Source organism: Paenibacillus sp. JT31N17 (assembly GCF_056269255.1).
In genome coordinates, this window is sequence record NZ_JBWDNP010000003.1 from 413,926 (window position 1) to 430,763 (window position 16,838).

At 51.2% G+C, this 16,838-nt stretch carries 18 protein-coding genes; all 18 read left to right on the forward strand.

The annotated features are described in order from the left end of the window. The first annotated feature begins 6 nt into the window (after positions 1-6). The 18 genes from aroB to qcrB all read left to right on the forward strand — a co-directional run bounded on the left by aroB (position 7) and on the right by qcrB (position 16,817). Entirely contained in the window at positions 7-1,110 is a 1,104-nt protein-coding gene (aroB, locus tag AC0YOB_RS13690) for a 3-dehydroquinate synthase (RefSeq protein WP_475793560.1), read from the forward strand. Then, positions 1,107-1,475 (forward strand): chorismate mutase, encoded by a 369-nt coding sequence (gene aroH, locus AC0YOB_RS13695; RefSeq protein ID WP_210041403.1) that lies wholly within the window; start codon positions 1,107-1,109, stop codon positions 1,473-1,475. Before aroB ends, aroH begins: the two co-directional genes overlap by 4 nt. Before the next feature lie 358 nt (positions 1,476-1,833). Beyond that, complete coding sequence (gene trpE, locus AC0YOB_RS13700; protein WP_475793262.1) at positions 1,834-3,384, forward strand: anthranilate synthase component I; 1,551 nt, start codon at positions 1,834-1,836, stop codon at positions 3,382-3,384. Between the two features lie 7 nt (positions 3,385-3,391). After that, positions 3,392-4,441, forward strand: a complete 1,050-nt coding sequence (gene trpD / locus AC0YOB_RS13705; protein ID WP_475793263.1) for an anthranilate phosphoribosyltransferase — start codon at positions 3,392-3,394, stop codon at positions 4,439-4,441. Continuing rightward, positions 4,428-5,222, forward strand: coding sequence for an indole-3-glycerol phosphate synthase TrpC (trpC, locus tag AC0YOB_RS13710; RefSeq protein ID WP_475793264.1), 795 nt, complete (start codon positions 4,428-4,430; stop codon positions 5,220-5,222). The genes trpD and trpC overlap by 14 nt, the downstream gene beginning before the upstream one ends. Continuing rightward, a complete protein-coding gene (locus AC0YOB_RS13715) occupies positions 5,222-5,959 on the forward strand; it encodes a phosphoribosylanthranilate isomerase (RefSeq protein ID WP_475793265.1) in 738 nt (245 codons plus the stop codon). Before trpC ends, AC0YOB_RS13715 begins: the two co-directional genes overlap by 1 nt. Continuing rightward, positions 5,956-7,152 (forward strand): tryptophan synthase subunit beta, encoded by a 1,197-nt coding sequence (gene trpB, locus AC0YOB_RS13720; RefSeq protein ID WP_475793266.1) that lies wholly within the window; start codon positions 5,956-5,958, stop codon positions 7,150-7,152. The genes AC0YOB_RS13715 and trpB overlap by 4 nt, the downstream gene beginning before the upstream one ends. Positions 7,153-7,157: 5 nt before the next feature. Continuing rightward, on the forward strand, positions 7,158-7,967 hold the full coding sequence (trpA, locus tag AC0YOB_RS13725; protein ID WP_475793561.1) for a tryptophan synthase subunit alpha: 810 nt from the start codon (positions 7,158-7,160) through the stop codon (positions 7,965-7,967). A 307-nt stretch (positions 7,968-8,274) separates the two neighbouring features. Further along, positions 8,275-9,372 carry a histidinol-phosphate transaminase gene (gene hisC / locus AC0YOB_RS13730; protein ID WP_475793267.1) on the forward strand — a complete coding sequence of 366 codons (1,098 nt, stop codon included), beginning with the start codon at positions 8,275-8,277 and terminating at the stop codon, positions 9,370-9,372. A 4-nt stretch (positions 9,373-9,376) separates the two neighbouring features. After that, positions 9,377-10,468 (forward strand): prephenate dehydrogenase, encoded by a 1,092-nt coding sequence (locus AC0YOB_RS13735; RefSeq protein WP_475793268.1) that lies wholly within the window; start codon positions 9,377-9,379, stop codon positions 10,466-10,468. 644 nt (positions 10,469-11,112) lie between these two features. Further along, complete coding sequence (locus AC0YOB_RS13740; RefSeq protein ID WP_210041386.1) at positions 11,113-11,706, forward strand: RNA polymerase sigma factor; 594 nt, start codon at positions 11,113-11,115, stop codon at positions 11,704-11,706. Then, positions 11,706-12,308 (forward strand): anti-sigma factor family protein, encoded by a 603-nt coding sequence (locus AC0YOB_RS13745; RefSeq protein WP_475793269.1) that lies wholly within the window; start codon positions 11,706-11,708, stop codon positions 12,306-12,308. The genes AC0YOB_RS13740 and AC0YOB_RS13745 overlap by 1 nt, the downstream gene beginning before the upstream one ends. Before the next feature lie 31 nt (positions 12,309-12,339). Next, entirely contained in the window at positions 12,340-12,936 is a 597-nt protein-coding gene (locus AC0YOB_RS13750; protein WP_475793270.1) for a histidine phosphatase family protein, read from the forward strand. Between the two features lie 142 nt (positions 12,937-13,078). Next, positions 13,079-14,287, forward strand: a complete 1,209-nt coding sequence (locus AC0YOB_RS13755; RefSeq protein WP_475793271.1) for a hypothetical protein — start codon at positions 13,079-13,081, stop codon at positions 14,285-14,287. A 283-nt stretch (positions 14,288-14,570) separates the two neighbouring features. Next, positions 14,571-14,753, forward strand: coding sequence for an IDEAL domain-containing protein (locus AC0YOB_RS13760; protein ID WP_475767869.1), 183 nt, complete (start codon positions 14,571-14,573; stop codon positions 14,751-14,753). A 170-nt stretch (positions 14,754-14,923) separates the two neighbouring features. Next, entirely contained in the window at positions 14,924-15,355 is a 432-nt protein-coding gene (locus AC0YOB_RS13765; protein WP_475793272.1) for a DUF2487 family protein, read from the forward strand. A 240-nt stretch (positions 15,356-15,595) separates the two neighbouring features. Then, positions 15,596-16,129, forward strand: coding sequence for a Rieske (2Fe-2S) protein (locus tag AC0YOB_RS13770; RefSeq protein ID WP_210041377.1), 534 nt, complete (start codon positions 15,596-15,598; stop codon positions 16,127-16,129). Between the two features lie 16 nt (positions 16,130-16,145). After that, complete coding sequence (gene qcrB, locus AC0YOB_RS13775) at positions 16,146-16,817, forward strand: menaquinol-cytochrome c reductase cytochrome b subunit (RefSeq protein WP_090976689.1); 672 nt, start codon at positions 16,146-16,148, stop codon at positions 16,815-16,817. Positions 16,818-16,838: the final 21 nt, after the last annotated feature.

Genomic DNA, 16,838 nt, shown 5'->3' on the forward strand with positions numbered 1-16,838 from the left:
AGCGCGATGCGTGAGCTGACTGTTGAACTGGGAGAGCGATCCTACCCGATCTATATCGGGGAAGGGCTGCTTGATCAGGCAGGAGAGCTGTTTGCAAAGCAGGGAATCGGCAAGAAATCGCCAATGCTGATTGTGACTGACGAACGCGTAGCGGAGCGGCATTTGGCCAAGCTTGCGGCGGTTCTGCAAGAAGCCGGCTATCAGGTTACATCCGCCGTTGTTCCTCCGGGAGAAAGTTCAAAGTCACTCTCTGTGTTCGAGTCGCTGATGACCAAAGCGCTGCAGGCGGGTCTTGACCGGAAATCGACGGTTGTTGCGCTTGGGGGCGGCGTTGTAGGGGACCTTGCCGGTTTCGTGGCTGCCTCCTATATGAGAGGGGTCAAATTTGTACAGGTGCCAACAACGATACTTGCGCACGACAGCAGTGTGGGCGGGAAGGTTGCGGTCAACCATCCGCTGGCCAAAAATATCATCGGCGCTTTTCATCAGCCAGAGCTTGTCCTCTATGATTTAAATACGCTGCAAACCTTGCCTCCGCGCGAGGTTAGTGCGGGTCTGTCTGAAGTCGTCAAGCACGGCTTGATCTGGGACGCGGAATTTGTTCAATGGTGCGATGATCATGCGGAGCGTCTGCTCGATCTGGATCCCGAGTCGCTGGGCTATGCCCTCTACAAAGGATGCGGTGTGAAAGCGGCTGTCGTCTCCCGGGACGAGAAGGAAAACGATCTGCGTATGATTCTGAATCTGGGCCATACGATCGGACATGCGCTGGAAGCTGTGGCGGGCTATAATGAACTGCTTCATGGCGAAGCGATTTCCATCGGTATGGTAGGCTCAGCCCTCCTGGCGGTCAAGCTGGGTGCCCCAGAACAGGTGCTGACGGTTACGAAGCGCGTGTTGACGAGGGTTGGACTGCCTGTTCGTCTGCCGGAGCATCTGGATACCGATCGGATCATGGAAGCGATGAGCCATGACAAGAAATTTCTCGAAGGTACGATGGTCTTTATTGTCCCGACTGCAATTGGTCAAGTGGAAATCAACAAATCCGTCTCCACGGCTCTTGTAAGAGAAATCGTGGAGCAATTGAAACAGGAGGCCGTTCAAGCATGAGTGTTCGAGGAATACGCGGTGCCATTACAGTCGATGTTAATGAAGAAGGACCTATCTTAACAGCAACTCTGGAGCTGCTGAAGGGTATTGTGAATGCCAATGCGCTGGTTCCGGATGATATATGCAATGTTTTCATAACCGTCACTCATGATCTTGACGCAACCTTCCCGGCGAGCGCAATCCGTCAGATGGCCGGCTGGGAGCTTGTTCCTCTGATGTGCGCGCTTGAAGTACCGGTCAAGGGAAGTCTGGAAAAATGCATCAGGCTGATGGTCCTGGTCAATACGGACAAAACGCAGAAGCAGATCGAGCATGTCTATTATGGAGGCGCCCAGGCGCTCCGGCCGGATTTAACTAATAAATAATCGGCAAAGAGTCAAGAATACCAGACAGGGTCCGCTTCTGCACAATTGAACCCAATCCATATTGACGATTTATAACCCCTGGTGTATAGTGTGGAAATACGAATGATGCAATAGTTAGAGCAGAGCTGAGCAAAGGCAGCGTTTATGTTGTCAGATGAGATGAGTAGAGCTGAGAGTAGTTGAGGTACCAACACGATTTCAAGCAGGATGAGTCGTTCATTTGCTGTGCCGCTTAAGGCCGTAATGAATTGACGACGCCCTCTAATTCGCGTTCCAGCACTCATGTTCCATCTTCCGACATGAACACTCCTGCTACGGCGGGAGTTTTTTTATTTTCATAAAAAGAGGAGCGATTGACATGAATCAGGAGCTGCAGCAGGTTATTCGACTTGCAGGGACCTACAATTTGATCCCGATCGTACGCCATGTTATGGCGGATACCGAAACACCGATCAGGCTGTTTCAGCATTTTTACCGGGAACCCCGCGCTTTCCTGCTTGAAAGCGTAGAAGGCGGAGTGAAATGGGCACGATATTCCTTTATCGGCACGGATCCCTTCATGCTCATCCGCGGCAAGAACGGCGAGATGGTTGTGGAGCAAAGAGGCGAGGAGCAAATTCTCCGCGATAAACCGATCGAGCTGCTGAAGGCGCATTTGCGTTCGTTCAGAAGTCCGTCAATCGCAGAGCTGCCTCCGTTCACCGGTGGAGCGATCGGATTTTTCGGTTATGATCTGCTGCAGTATTATGAGAAGCTGCCGCCTCACCGTATTGATGACATGAATATGAATGACCTGCAGTTTATGTTCTGCGACCAGGTCATCGTTTTTGATCACTTCAAGCAGCAGATTCAGGTTATTGGCAATGTCCATATCCCGAATGCCGCGACGGACAGCGTCATAGCCCAGGCTTATGAAGAAACGCTGGCGAAGATTCAGGCCGCTATCGAACGCATTCAGCAGCCGCTGCCTGCGCCATTGATGGCAGGAGGAACCATACCTGCCGATCCGGATCTGGGCGAAGTTGAATCCAATCTGACCAAGGAGCAATTTATCGCAAATGTGGATCAGGCCAAGGAGTATATCCGCGCAGGCGATGTGTTCCAGGTGGTGTTGTCCCAGCGCTTCAGCATCGAAACGGATGTCGAGCCGCTGCATGTTTACAGGATACTCCGTAATATGAATCCATCTCCTTACATGTACTATTTAAAAATGGATGATGAGGTCATCGTCGGCACTTCACCCGAAGCCCTTGTCAAGGTGGATGGCGATCGGGTGGAGACCAGGCCCATCGCCGGTACGCGTCCGCGGGGCAAGACGGAAGAGGAGGATCTGCAGCTTGAGCAGGAGCTTCTTGCCGATGAGAAGGAGAGGGCCGAGCATCTGATGCTTGTTGATCTTGGCCGCAACGATATCGGCCGCGTATCCCAATTCGGCAGCGTCCACTGCGATGCCTATATGGATATTGAACGCTATTCCCATGTGATGCATATTGTTTCGAATGTATCGGGCAAGCTGCGACCGGATAAAGATTTCTTCGATGCATTTGTCTCCTGTATGCCGGCCGGCACCGTATCCGGCGCACCGAAGCTGCGCGCTATGGAGATCATAGCAGAGCTGGAGAACGAGGCGCGCGGCGCTTACGCCGGGGCCATCGGGTATCTCGGTTTTGGCGGAAGCCTGAACACCTGCATTACCATTCGTACGCTTATTTTCAAGAATGGCAAGGCCTATGTGCAGGCAGGGGCCGGAATTGTATGGGATTCGGTGCCGGAGAATGAATATGTGGAGACGATTAACAAGGCTAAAGCGATGCTGAAGGCGGTTCGCGCAGCCGAAGCGGTATTCTCCGCTCCGGAGCGGGGCGTGAACATGATCAATACGGACTATTACGCCAATGCGAAAGGGTGAGCGGAGCATGGAAACCGAAACGATATCGATGCAGCGCGCGCTGGCGGCGGTAATTGCCGGTAATGATTTGTCCCGTGAAGATGCGAGATCGGTTATGAGCATTATTATGAAGGGTGAGGCAACAGGACCGCAGATTGGCGCAATCGTCACCGCTTTGCGGATGAAAGGCGAGACCAAGGAAGAAATCACCGGCTTCGCCGAGGTCATGCGTACCCACTCCAACCGGGTGGAAACGCTGCAGGAGGGACTGCTGGATACCTGCGGAACAGGCGGCTCCGGCATTCATAAGTTCAATATCTCCACAGCCTCCGCGATGATCGCTTCAGCTGCGGGCGTTCGGGTGGCCAAGCACGGCAACCGTGCGATGTCTGGCAAAGCAGGCAGCGCGGACGTGCTGGAGGCGCTTGGCGTTCAGATCAATCTGTCCGCAGACCAGGCGGCAAAATGCCTGGAGGAGATCGGAATATGCTTCATGTTCGCCCAACTGTACCATCCCTCTTTGAAGCATGCGGCGGCAGCGCGGAAGGAGCTCGGGTTCCGCACCATATTCAATATGCTGGGACCTCTGACCAATCCGGCCGGAGCGGACCGTCAGCTGCTGGGGCTTTACGATATGGCGCGGACAGCAACCGTAGCTCAGGTATTGGGCGAGCTGGGGCTCAAACGGGCCATGGTTGTCAGCAGCTTTGACGGGCTGGACGAAATCAGCATTTCCGCGCCTACCCAAATTTCGGAGCTTGAGGGTGGCGTCGTCCGTACCTATGCGATTACGCCGGAGGAGCTTGGTTTGCCAAGGCATGAGCTGAGTGAAATCGTCGGCGGCGAGGCTGATGTTAACGCGTCGATCATTAGAAGGATCTTTAACGGAGAAGAGCGCGGCGCCTATCGTGATATTGTGCTGGCCAATGCCGGAGCCTGTATGTTTATGGGCGGTGCTGCGGATTCGCTGCGGACGGGTGTTGAGGCGGCCGAGAGCATCATTGACTCTGGCAAGGCAGCGTCCAAGCTGCAGCAATTAATTGAAATGACAGGAGAGCTTGCCTATGTTTCTGGATAAAATCGTAGCTTCCAAACGCAAAGAAGTCGATGATCTGGCCGAGCATTTTTCAATAAATGAATATGAGCGAATCATTGCCGAGCTGCCTGCCTGCAAAGGGTTCGAGCGCACGCTCGCCGCAGGAACCAAACGTTCCCTTGGTCTGATTGCGGAGGTGAAGAAGGCATCGCCCTCCAAAGGGGTGATCCGGCCTGATTTTCATCCCGTTGAATTGGCGCGGACCTACGAAGAAGCGGGAGCCGATTGTATTTCAGTACTCACGGATGCGGATTATTTTCAAGGCCGCAATGAGTTTCTGACGGAAGTCAGAGCCGCTGTGAAGCTGCCGCTGCTGCGCAAGGATTTCATCGTTGACTACCGTCAGGTGTATGAGACCCGTGCCATTGGCGCAGATGCCATCCTGCTGATTGCCGCTATTTTGCGTCCCACCTTATTGTCGGAGCTGCATGATCTGGCCAAGTCGATTGGCCTTGATGTCCTCTTTGAGGTTCATGATCAGGAAGAAATGGAGTCGGTGCTTGGACTTGGCAAGGCGACGCTGATCGGAATCAACAACCGCAACCTGCAAACCTTTGCCACTGATCTGAAAACGACGGAGCAGCTTATTGGATTAGTTCCTCCTGGTATCACAGTTATCAGCGAAAGCGCCATATCATCCCCGCAGGATATTTCCTATCTGCAAACTGTAGGAGCCAAAGGCGTTCTGGTCGGCGAATATTTCATGCGTCAGCCTGATGTCGGCGTGGCTGTTGAGCAGCTTATGGGACCGGTGAATCATTAATGAACGGTGGAGAGAATCAGGCCAGACGTACACGGGTGAAAATTTGCGGATTGCGCGATGTAGCAACCATTCGACTCATGAATGGTCTGCCTGTCGATGAAATCGGTTTTGTGTTTGCCAGCAGCCGGCGTCAGGTTGCGCCGGAGCTGGCTGCCGAACTTATTGATGTGGTGCGCCAGCTGCGCACGCCTGCGGGTAAAGCTCCCAGGACAGCAGGAGTCTTTGTCAATGCCGACCTGATGACACTCCGCGATTTGCTTGCCGTTGCGCCGCTGGACATTGTCCAGCTCCATGGCGGAGAATCCCCGGAGCTGTGTGCTGCAATCAAGACGGAACTGGGCGTAGAAGTATGGAAGGCGCTGAGCGTGACCGAATACGACCAGGCGGGGAATTCTCCTTCAGGGGAGGATGGCAATGGTGAGGCTGCAGACAGTCAATCTTCCGGACCTGACCGTTTGGCGGCTTACCGGGGCGCTGTTGACGCTATCTTGATCGACACGGCAGGCGGCGGTACGGGCCGTTCATTTGCCTGGCAGGTGATAGACCGCTATCGTGAGGCGGCACGCGGGATCGGTGTTCCGCTTTATGTGGCGGGAGGACTCAATCCGGATAATGTCTCCGGACTGCTTGAGCGATATTCGCCGGATGGCGTTGATGTGTCAAGCGGAGTGGAAACGGATGGAATGAAAGACATAGAGAAAATCAGGCTTTTTGTGGAAAGGGTGAAAGGCGTATGAACCAGGTCCCGGATGCAAACGGGCGTTTTGGCAAATTCGGCGGACGTTACGTGCCGGAAACATTGATGAACGCGCTTCTCGAATTGGAAGAAGCATACAAGCACTACTCCAAGGATCCGGATTTCATTGCTGAGGTCCGGTATTTGCTGAACAAGTATTCAGGCCGTCCGACATCGTTATTTTATGCGGAGCGGCTGACCAAGCATCTTGGCGGAGCCAGGATTTATTTGAAACGTGAGGATTTGAATCATACAGGGGCACATAAAATCAACAATACCATCGGACAAGGCGTGCTTGCCAAACGAATGGGCAAGACCAAGATCATCGCTGAGACCGGTGCAGGCCAGCATGGTGTCGCATCGGCGACGGTGGCCGCTCTTCTGGGGCTGGAATGCAAGGTATTCATGGGGGAAGAGGACACCAAGCGGCAGGAGTTGAATGTGTTCCGGATGAAGCTGCTGGGTGCTGAGGTTATTCCGGTCATGTCCGGCACCCGCACACTTAAGGACGCCTGCAATGAGACGCTGCGTTACTGGGTCAGCCATGTTGATGACACTTATTATATTTTGGGTTCTGTTACTGGTCCGCATCCGTATCCCATGATCGTACGCGACTTCCAGCGCATTATTGGCGATGAGACCAGGGAGCAGATTCAGAAAGAAGCCGGCCGGCTGCCCGACTATATCGTCGCAGCTGTCGGCGGCGGCAGCAACGCGATCGGGATGTTCTATCCGTTCATTGGCGATGAATCGGTCAAGCTAATCGGCGTCGAAGCCGCAGGCAAAGGCGTGGACACTGAGGAGCATGCGGCTACCATGACGAAAGGCAGGCATGGGGTATTCCAGGGTTCGCTCAGCTACGTGCTGCAGGATGAGTATGGACAGGTACAGCCGGCGCATTCCATCTCCGCAGGCTTGGACTATCCCGGTATCGGACCGGAGCATGCCCATCTCAAAGATACCGGACGCGCCCAATATGTGCCGATTACGGATGCAGAAGCACTGGATGCGCTGCAGCTGCTGTGCCGCACTGAAGGTATTATCCCGGCGCTTGAATCGGCCCATGCCATTGCCGAAGTCACGAAGCTGGCTCCCAAGCTGAGCCCGGATCAAATGATCGTCGTCAACCTCTCGGGGCGTGGCGACAAGGACGTTCAGGCCATCATGGGCTATCTGGGAGGCGAGCAGGGATGAGCAGCTTGAATCGTATAGACGGAGCCTTCGAGGCTCTTCGCAAGGAGGGCGGGACCGCTCTGATCCCGTTCCTCACGATTGGTGATCCGGATATTGAGACCTCGATTGAAATTATTCAATCGCTTGAGGCTGCGGGAGCGGATATGATTGAGCTTGGCGTGCCGTATTCCGATCCCCTGGCCGACGGACCGGTCATTCAGCGGGCTTCCGAGCGCGCCTTGAAGAACGGCAAAGTCACGCTTGCGGACTGCGTACAGGTAGCTGAAACCGCGCGGCAGGCGGGCGTTCAGATTCCATTTATTCTATTTTCCTACTTTAATCCGATTCTCCAGTTCGGCCTTGAGCCATTCTTCCGCTTTATTGTGGACAAGGGCATCAGCGGTCTTATTATTCCCGATCTTCCGATCGAAGAGGACGGGGAAGTCCGTTCCATGGCGGAGCAGGCGAATATACATCTGATCCCGCTCGTCGCTCCAACCTCTCACGACCGCGTCGCACGGATTGCCAGCAAAGCGCGCGGATTTGTCTACTGCGTATCCTCTCTTGGCGTTACCGGGGTCCGTGCCGATTTTCATCAGGGAATCGACGAATTTCTGGCCACGGTCAGGAATAACTCGTCGGTGCCTATCGCGGTCGGCTTCGGGATTTCCAGCCGCGAGCAGGTTGAACGCTTTGGGAAGCAGGCGGACGGTGTGATCGTCGGAAGCGCGATTGTCCGTAAAATCGAAGAGGTGCTGCCTCTGCTTCACGAGCCGCAAACAAAGGCCGAAGGTCTGAAGCAGATCCGCGCATTCGTCAGCGCCCTCAAAGGCTAGCGGCGAATTGCCGGATTGCTCTTTCCATGTGGCCGCCGATATTTAGAAAAAGCTCTGCAAGTGATGCCTTCGGGCCGCTCCTGCAGAGCTTTTTTCGATGGTTGTTGGCTAATGTTCAATTCATAAGCTGTAAATAGGCATCCGAAGCGGTGTAACGGTCCGGCTTGTCTATAGCAATAATAGTTCCCGACATTTCAAGGTCATTTTTGGAAAATGGAGCTGTTTTATCTTTCCCTTTAAAATGAAAGCGACTTATGAGACAATGAAGCTTGAATGTTAAATTCATTAATCAAAGAGGTGACTATTGGTGCAGCCTAAACAAAGTATCGTAAATTTACCTGTGTATCAACCCGGCAAACCGATTGAAGAGGTTAAACGTGAGCTTGGACTTACTGAAGTCATTAAGCTTGCTTCCAATGAAAATCCATTCGGATGCTCGGAGCATGCGAAAGCTGCAATCCAGGATGAGCTTGCGAACATCTCCATTTATCCCGATAGCTTCAGTACGGCATTAACCAGCGCTGTTGCCGATTATCTTCAGGTGGAACGCAATCAGCTTATTTTCGGTGCCGGCTCTGATGAGGTTATCCTGATGCTGGCCCGCGCATATTTGTCTCCCGGAGACGAGACCATCATGGCGGATGAAACCTTCCCGCAGTACAAGCATAATACGGTCATTGAGGGAGGGACTGCGATTGAGGTGCCGCTCAAGGACGGTACGCATGATCTGCCGGCGATGCTGGCGAAGATCACGGACCGCACCAAAATCATCTGGATTTGCAATCCCAACAATCCAACCGGAACGATCAACAATGAAGACGAACTGGCCCATTTTGTAAATCAGGTGCCGAAGAATATCATTATTGCCTTGGATGAGGCTTATTTCGAATATGTGACAAATGCTGAATATCCGAACAGCCTTGAGCTGCTGCGCGGGCATGAGAATATTATTATTTTGCGGACATTCTCCAAAGTATACGGCCTGGCTTCGCTTCGTATCGGCTATGGAGTTGCGCATTCCGGCCTGATCCGCCATGTGAACCAGGTGCGTGAGCCCTTCAATACTACGCGGTTCGCTCAGGCTGCTGCCGTCGCTTCCCTGGCTGATCTTGATTTCCTGAACAATTGTAGGGACCGCAATGAAGAGGGACGGCGCTATCTGTACCAGGAATTTGATCGTCTGGGTCTGAGCTATTTCGAATCGCAAGGCAATTTTGTGATGTTCGATGCCAAGCTGCCATCTCAGCAGGTATTTGACGGTTTGCTGCGCAGAGGGATCATCTCCCGTGCCCGCTGGACGTATTACCCGACTTATATCCGCATAACGGTGGGTAGTCAGGAACAGAATCAGTCGTTTATCCGGGCTCTGGAAGAAGTGCTTCAAGAAGCGGCGGTGCTGGGTTAATATTATGACTAAAATTGCAATATTCGGTGTCGGACTGATGGGCGGGTCGCTGGCTTTGTGCTTCAAGGGCAAGCCGGGGCTCACCGTCGTCGGTCATTCTGTACGCGAATCATCCGCAACCAAGTACATGGAGAGAGGCGTTGTCGATTATGCGACAACGTCCATGCATGATGCTGCTGAGGGTGCGGATTTTATTTTTCTGTGCGTACCGGTTGGAAACCTGGAGCAATATGTGCGCGAGCTTAGCGCCATGAAGCTGAAGCCCGGCTGCATTATTACGGATGTCGGAAGCACCAAGGCATCTGTTGCTTTGACGGCCAGCAGATTATTCGGCAAGGACGTCACCTTTATTGGCGGACATCCCATGGCAGGATCGGAGCGCTCAGGCGTTGAAGCAGCCTCGTCATATTTGTTTGAGAATGCGTTTTATGTGTTGACCCCCGCAGCGGGTACGCCGAGCAGCGATGTGGACAAGCTGACCGGACTGATCAAGCTGACCAAGGCGCACATCGTTCACGTGAATCCCGAGGAGCATGATGAAATTGTCGGGGCTATCAGCCATCTTCCGCATATCATTGCTGTGGCGCTCGTCAATCAGGTGCGCGGCTATAATGAGAAGAATCCGCTGAACAGCGTGCTTGCCGCAGGCGGATTCCGCGATATTACCCGAATTGCATCCAGCGATCCTGTTGTATGGCGCGATATTCTGATCAATAACAGCGGTGTGCTGCTCAAGCTGCTCAAGGATTGGAATCTTGAAATTCAGACATTCATTCACATGCTTGAATCAGGGGATGGCGAGGGGATAGAGCGAGCCTTTCAGGAAGCGGGAATTTTCCGCAGCCAGCTGCCTGAACGACGCAAAGGCATGATTCATTCGATCTACGAATGCTATGTCGACGTGCCCGACCACCCTGGAATCATCGGCAAAGTGGCGACTGAGCTCGGCAACAGCAGAATCAATTTGAGCAATATCCATATTATCGAGAGCAGGGAAGATGTACCCGGCGTGCTTCGGTTGTCTTTTCGTACTCAGGAGGATCTGGATCAGGCTGTGGCCAAACTGGATGAAATTGGATTTCCTGTCCATTTTTAAAATAAATCTGTTATTTATGAAAACGCTTATTGACAAAATGAAAACGTATACATATAATAAAGGTACAGTATGGTTTCTCTCCACTCCTATCCAATCCTTCGCACTATGTGCGAGGCCGCCTCTAGAGGCGGCCTTTTTTTTATGCTTTTTTCTATAAACTGAAGCAGTTTCAAGTCCTGTGCATTTTTTTCGTGATCCGCTTCCTTCTAAAGTGAAACTTTAACGGTACTTCTTCCGTCTAATCTTATGGCAGACATATGCTCGGGGTTTTTACATACTCGCGTTTATCCGTTCGACCCGATAATTTTGAGAAAAATTTATCTTTCAATATGGACCTCTATGTTACAATGAACGTATCGTCTGTAAAAATGTGGGTTGATAAAACATGTCGAAAGAAGCAGGAATTTGGTCTCATTCCCCGAATTCTATTCGTTAAAATATAAAAATCTATAAACTTTTGTCTATACTCTGCATATTTCCATGGCGAAGAAATTTGCCGTGCTGTCCCACGGAAGCGTAAGCCGTTTCTGCCTTCTATAAAAAAATTCATTATTTTGCCTTAGCCGCGCAACTTTTTCCTCCTGTTTCGGTACAATATTATACCGAAGCGGAGTACTCCTATGGCCAAGGAGGGTCGCCCGCGAATGACCGATTCCCAGTTAATACGCGAAATCAAAGACGGTAACGTACAGCTCTATTCGGAACTGATGCGGCGCTACCAACGTAAAATCCTTGCTTTCATCTATCACATGCTCAAGAGCGCAAAGCTTGAGCTTCTGGCTGAGGATCTATGCTCGGAATCCTTTTACAAAGCGTACCGCAGCCTGCATTCGTTCAGGGAAGTTGATGCTTCCTTTTCCACATGGCTGTACACCATTGCAAGAAATACGGTATTAAGCGAGCTGCGCAAGCAGAAGACGGGCAATGTGTCGCTTGATGAAATCGGCTTTATGCCCACAGCAGCTCTCGATACGGTGCCTGAGCATCGTTTGCTGCAAAATGAGCGGATGTCGATGGTAAGGGAAGCGATCAACAGTCTGCCCGAGAAACAACGCTCCGCGCTTATTCTACGGGAATACGATCAACTGGATTATCAGGAGATTGCCAGTATCCTCGGACAGACGGTAAGCTCGGTCAAATCCTTATTGTTTCGTGCACGCAGCAGCGTTAAAGTACAGCTCGAACCGTATTTCGGCGATTCGCCATTGCTGGAGGAATACGAGGGGATGAAAACGTGATGAAGTGCCTCCAAGTTCAAGAGTCGCTTGGCATCTATTGGGATTTGCCCGAGAATGATAAAGAACGTATAATGGTAGATGAGCATCTTCTAACCTGTGAAGCATGCAGGGAGGATTTTCGCATATGGCAGGAAAGTGAAGAATTGATTCGTGATTTCTCTGACAATGAGGACGAAATAGCTCCCATTGATCATGTGAACCGCGATGTGATGGAGCGGATTTACAGCGAGCAAAGCTGGCTGATGCCGATTCCTACCCGCAGCTATCAATTCACCCGGACATTCCGCCGAAACATGACAGCGGTCATTGCTTGCTGTATGGCTATATTCGTTTGCGGTTTATTTTACCTTATGATTGGCTATGATGGGTCTTCTACTGCCGATGTAGCCAAAATGACAGGGATGCTGGATACAGCAGACGCATCCAACGACAGCTCGGTCATCAGCGCCGCTTTTTATGCGGATGTTCCAGTGGCCAGCATCAGTGATCCCATAATACTTAATGTTGTACCGACCATCCCGCAGTACTGGGTTGCTTTTTCCCTGCTTGGGATGATTATGACGCTGCTTATCCTGAACTGGTTTTCGCGAACGCGAAATTAAGTATATGTCCAACAAGAAAGAAGGGCTTTGATTGCGACTCGGACTTATCCGTCACGGCAAAACCGATTGGAACGCGCTTGGTAAAATCCAGGGTCAAACGGATACGCCGCTTAATGCGGAAGGGATCAGGCAGGCTCATGCCCTAGCGGCGAGGCTTAGCGGTGAAGAGATGCGCTGGGACGGGGTAGTAACAAGCGATCTGAGCCGTGCCCGCGAAACAGGACGGATTATAGCAGAGAAGCTTGGCATCCCGCTGCTGCCGGCAGACGAGCGTCTGAGAGAGCGGTATTACGGCGCTATCGAGGGCACAACGGAATCAGAGCGTATAGAACGATGGGGGCCGGATTGGCGGAAAAGCGACAGCGGGCAGGAAACGGATGAAGAGCTTCGCATCCGCGCACTTTCTTTTGTTGAAGAGGCAGCGGAGAATAACTCCAAAGGCAATATTCTTGCTGTCACACACGGAAGTTTGCTGGCTCAATTAATGCAGGCGATGTGCGGTGATCTGGAGGATAAACCCATTGTGAATATGTCTTTTTCCATTATGGAGCGTTCGGATAAACAGTGGATACCATTGCTCCATAACTGCGCTATACATCTGGAGCAGATCCATGCCGAGCGTCATTAAGTCCCGACCTTTATCTGCCTAAGCTGCTTGACCGTCCTGACGGTCGGGCGGCTTTTTTTTATGTTCCGAGGTTATAAAATCCGTTAAAGTTCCCATAATGGTATTAAACCTGCAAGAGAAACCGGGAATGGGGGCGGACAAGTTGAAATTGGCGGATATGCTCAGTTACGCGGACATCGGTCAATTAAGCCGTATTGCGACAACCTACCGATGCGAGTGCAGCGGTAATTCAAAGAATGAGTTGATCCAGTCTATTTTATCAACGGTAAACCGCAGGGAAGTGTTTGAGACTCAAATCGGCTCAATGAAAATGGAAGATTTGCGTTTTATCAACTCGCTGCTCTTTGACTCCAGAGATTCGTTCAGCCTGGAAGAACTGATCGCACGTGTGCAGCAAAGCAAGTTCGGTCAGACTTCTGCAGAGCCAGCGGCTGCAACACCCAGTGTTCTGCCGCAGCCCACAGCCAAGGAAACGAAAAAGCCTGCCAAGCGTTCGAAAAAGTCGCCAGGACCCGTTGTGGAAAGCGGGCCGCGCGAGACGATATCCCGATTCAAGCAGTATGGTTGGCTGTTCAATGGCTATGAAGGGCCCAACCGGTATTTGTTTCAAGTTCCCAGCGATCTGAAGGAACGTTTCAAGGAAACGCTGGGCAAACAGTTTCTTGCCCAAGCGGTCTATGTGGAGGAAGAGCCTCACGCTTACCGGGATGAACAGCTTATTTTGGGTGAAGATGTCATGCATTTCCTGGATTTTGTTTACCATAATGAAATCCCTCTGACTTCTGATAGTGTCATGTATAAGCGCAGCATGATGCAAATCATGGACCGCTTTGGCGTGAAGGAGGCATTTCCCGCAAGAGGCGAATGGCGTTTTGGTTATGGGCGGCGGATTAAAGATTACCCCAACCGGCTGTCCCTGATTTACGACTACTGCTACTATAACGGTTGGTTATCCGAGGCTGATTCCCTGCTGACTTTGACATCTGCTGGGAAGGAGCGCCAGCTGGAGCGTATCCCCGAGCCGTCGGACAAGCTTTATGTGTTCTGGCTGCGTCTGTATAAAGGCGCTATTCCCAACATCAGGGCTATCGTACACTGGATTGACCAGCTGTCGCACAAATGGGTGAAGCATGCCTCATTGCAAACGGTGCTGACTCCCTATATAAAACCTTTCTACTACGATCAACCGGAAACGATACTGGAACAGCGCTTGCTCGGGATGATGATGCATCTGGGGCTGCTCAGGATCGGAGATGATCCGGCAAGCGGGCAGGTTGTCCGCATGACACCGATTGGACGTTCCATCGTAGCGGGATTAAGCATCGAGAACGACGCTATTGTTTTGAACTGAAGAACCCTGACACAGACGGGCAAACGCACATTCGTTGCTCGTAAGGGCCAACGTCCTTAGCGGCGCTGGCTGCCCTGAATATAGTAAAGTAAGAGCCGGTTCGCTCGTCGGTTAGTTTAGAAGAAAAGTTCAACCTATATGTCTTCACTTGAATCGCCTGCTTTAATCGTCGAAAACCGGACAAAAAAGACGATTGCAACGTATAAGACACGGACGATGGAAGCCTTCATGGCGAAAGGAATGAATATAGGATCTCTTAGGCGCGGTGTTGGAGGTGTATCCTATGGACAAAATGAAAGTGACGTATGAAGCAATGCTGGGACTTGCTGCGGAAATGATGCTGGACGAGGTTGTGCTTAAATTCCGCAAAGACCGGCTGTACCAGGCGATCGATGAGGCGCTTATCTCTGGAGACAGGGATACGTTCCAGCGTTTGACAGAAGAACTGAAACTGCTGCACGCATAAGTGGGCGATATACTGCTCCATACAGCCAATTTGGCCTGCACCGCCGGATGAAGATCCGAAAGCGGTTGCGGGCCATTTGTTTGTCCATCATTATGTGATAGGATAATAGGATAAGTTAAGCGAAGCGATATTATTAACAGAATGGAACAAAGAAAGGTGAATGAATTACGATGAAATTCAGCGATCTTACCCCTGAGCAATGGGCGGAGCTTCAGCCTTATCTGGATACGGCAATCCTGCCGGTAACCGGTCTTTCCGGAGCTGAGACGCCGTATCAGGCTACGGCAGCGCTTGAGAAGCTGAGGGATGTGCTTGATCTGATCGAAAAGCCGTTCAAGGGCCGTACCGTTACATATCCAGCCTGCCATTATGGAGAATGGAACAAAGAAACCATGAGGCAAGTCGCCGGCGCATGCCTGAATTTAAAACGTTCGGCCGGATTTAAATATGTGATTGTCGCGGCTGCTTTTGCCGAACCCGCCCTCCTGAAGGCAGAGGAAGCGGACCTGTTCATCGGATTGGATTTGTCGGGTGCTATGCCAAGTTCAGAAGCTGTAAGCGAGTCGATTCGACATTTGTGGCTGGGCCAGACAACTTCATAAACTTTCATGTTTGCTTGCATAAGGTAGGGCATGATGGGGAAAAACAAATGCCAGACAAGGTCAATTGTGACAAAATGATAACAAATTTAAGAACGATTTTCGTACGATCTGCAATTTGCCCACCTCATTCTTGACGCTCCAAACCACCTAGGCTATTATAGGTAATGTCCTAGTTCGTAATACGTTTTGCCTTCTCCGGCAGAACACAAGATATGGCTCGCAAAGGGGGTAGAACAGTAGATGAGTAATCACGAACATCAAGAAACCGCACACCGTCCGGTAAAACGAAACGGAATGTCCCGGCGTCAATTTCTGTCGTATACGCTCGGAGGCGCAGGCGCATTCATGGGCGCAGGAATGATACTCCCGATGGTGCGGTTCGCGGTTGATCCGATTTTGCAGAAAAAAGAAACCGGTACCTTCGTTAAAGTAGTTGAAGCATCCAAAATAACCAATGAACCGCAGGAATTTAAATTCAAAATCCACCAGGTTGACGGCTGGTATATCAGTGACCCTGAATTGACCGCGTGGATTTCAAAAGATTCACAGGGTAAAATGTTTGCTTTGTCGCCAGTGTGTAAGCATCTGGGCTGTACGATTGGCTGGAACACGGAAAAAAACAATCAATATGTGTGTCCTTGCCATGGTGCCCACTATACACAGGAGGGCAAGAATCTCGTCGTTGCGCCAAAACCGCTTGATGAGTATGAATTGAAGGTTGAGAATGAATGGATCTATCTCGGCCCGGTTATGCCGAATACACGGTTCAAATAAGGAGGCGTAAGCTCAGATGTTAAAAGGTGTATACAACTGGATTGATGAACGTCTTGATATTACGCCGATGTGGAGGGACGTCGCCGACCATGAGGTGCCGGAGCACGTTAACCCTGCTCATCATTTCTCCGCATTCGTGTATTGCTTCGGCGGACTGACGTTTTTCATCACGGTTATCCAAATTTTGTCTGGTATGTTCCTCACGATGTATTTCGTGCCGGATATTATCAACGCATACAAAAGTGTTGACTATCTGCAGCATAAGGTCGCTTTTGGCGGTATTGTGCGGGGGATGCATCACTGGGGAGCGAGCCTTGTTATCGTTATGATGTTCCTGCATACGCTGCGGGTATTTTTTACAGGCTCATACAAGGCGCCTCGTGAAATGAACTGGGTTGTCGGCATGCTTATTTTCTTCATTATGCTGGGTCTCGGTTTCACAGGTTACCTGCTTCCTTGGGATAACAAAGCGTATTTTGCAACAAAGGTTGGTATCCAAATCGCTGAATCGGTACCTTACATAGGTACATATATTAAAGAACTGATGCAGGGCGGAGAAATTGTCGGTGCCGAAACGTTAACACGCTTTTTCGCCATCCATGTCTTTTTCTTACCAGGCGCATTGCTTGCGCTTCTCGCGGCTCACTTCTTTATGATCCGGAAGCAAGGTATTTCGGGACCACTATAAGTCGAAGGGAGGCAATTTGCG

Coding starts and splice junctions, on each gene's coding strand:
- aroB (WP_475793560.1), top strand. CDS start 7: ATGCGTGAGCTGACTGTTGAACTGGGAGAGCGATCCTACCCGATCTAT.
- aroH (WP_210041403.1), top strand. CDS start 1,107: ATGAGTGTTCGAGGAATACGCGGTGCCATTACAGTCGATGTTAATGAA.
- trpE (WP_475793262.1), top strand. CDS start 1,834: ATGAATCAGGAGCTGCAGCAGGTTATTCGACTTGCAGGGACCTACAAT.
- trpD (WP_475793263.1), top strand. CDS start 3,392: ATGGAAACCGAAACGATATCGATGCAGCGCGCGCTGGCGGCGGTAATT.
- trpC (WP_475793264.1), top strand. CDS start 4,428: ATGTTTCTGGATAAAATCGTAGCTTCCAAACGCAAAGAAGTCGATGAT.
- AC0YOB_RS13715 (WP_475793265.1), top strand. CDS start 5,222: ATGAACGGTGGAGAGAATCAGGCCAGACGTACACGGGTGAAAATTTGC.
- trpB (WP_475793266.1), top strand. CDS start 5,956: ATGAACCAGGTCCCGGATGCAAACGGGCGTTTTGGCAAATTCGGCGGA.
- AC0YOB_RS13735 (WP_475793268.1), top strand. CDS start 9,377: ATGACTAAAATTGCAATATTCGGTGTCGGACTGATGGGCGGGTCGCTG.
- AC0YOB_RS13740 (WP_210041386.1), top strand. CDS start 11,113: ATGACCGATTCCCAGTTAATACGCGAAATCAAAGACGGTAACGTACAG.
- AC0YOB_RS13745 (WP_475793269.1), top strand. CDS start 11,706: ATGAAGTGCCTCCAAGTTCAAGAGTCGCTTGGCATCTATTGGGATTTG.
- AC0YOB_RS13760 (WP_475767869.1), top strand. CDS start 14,571: ATGGACAAAATGAAAGTGACGTATGAAGCAATGCTGGGACTTGCTGCG.
- AC0YOB_RS13765 (WP_475793272.1), top strand. CDS start 14,924: ATGAAATTCAGCGATCTTACCCCTGAGCAATGGGCGGAGCTTCAGCCT.
- AC0YOB_RS13770 (WP_210041377.1), top strand. CDS start 15,596: ATGAGTAATCACGAACATCAAGAAACCGCACACCGTCCGGTAAAACGA.
- qcrB (WP_090976689.1), top strand. CDS start 16,146: ATGTTAAAAGGTGTATACAACTGGATTGATGAACGTCTTGATATTACG.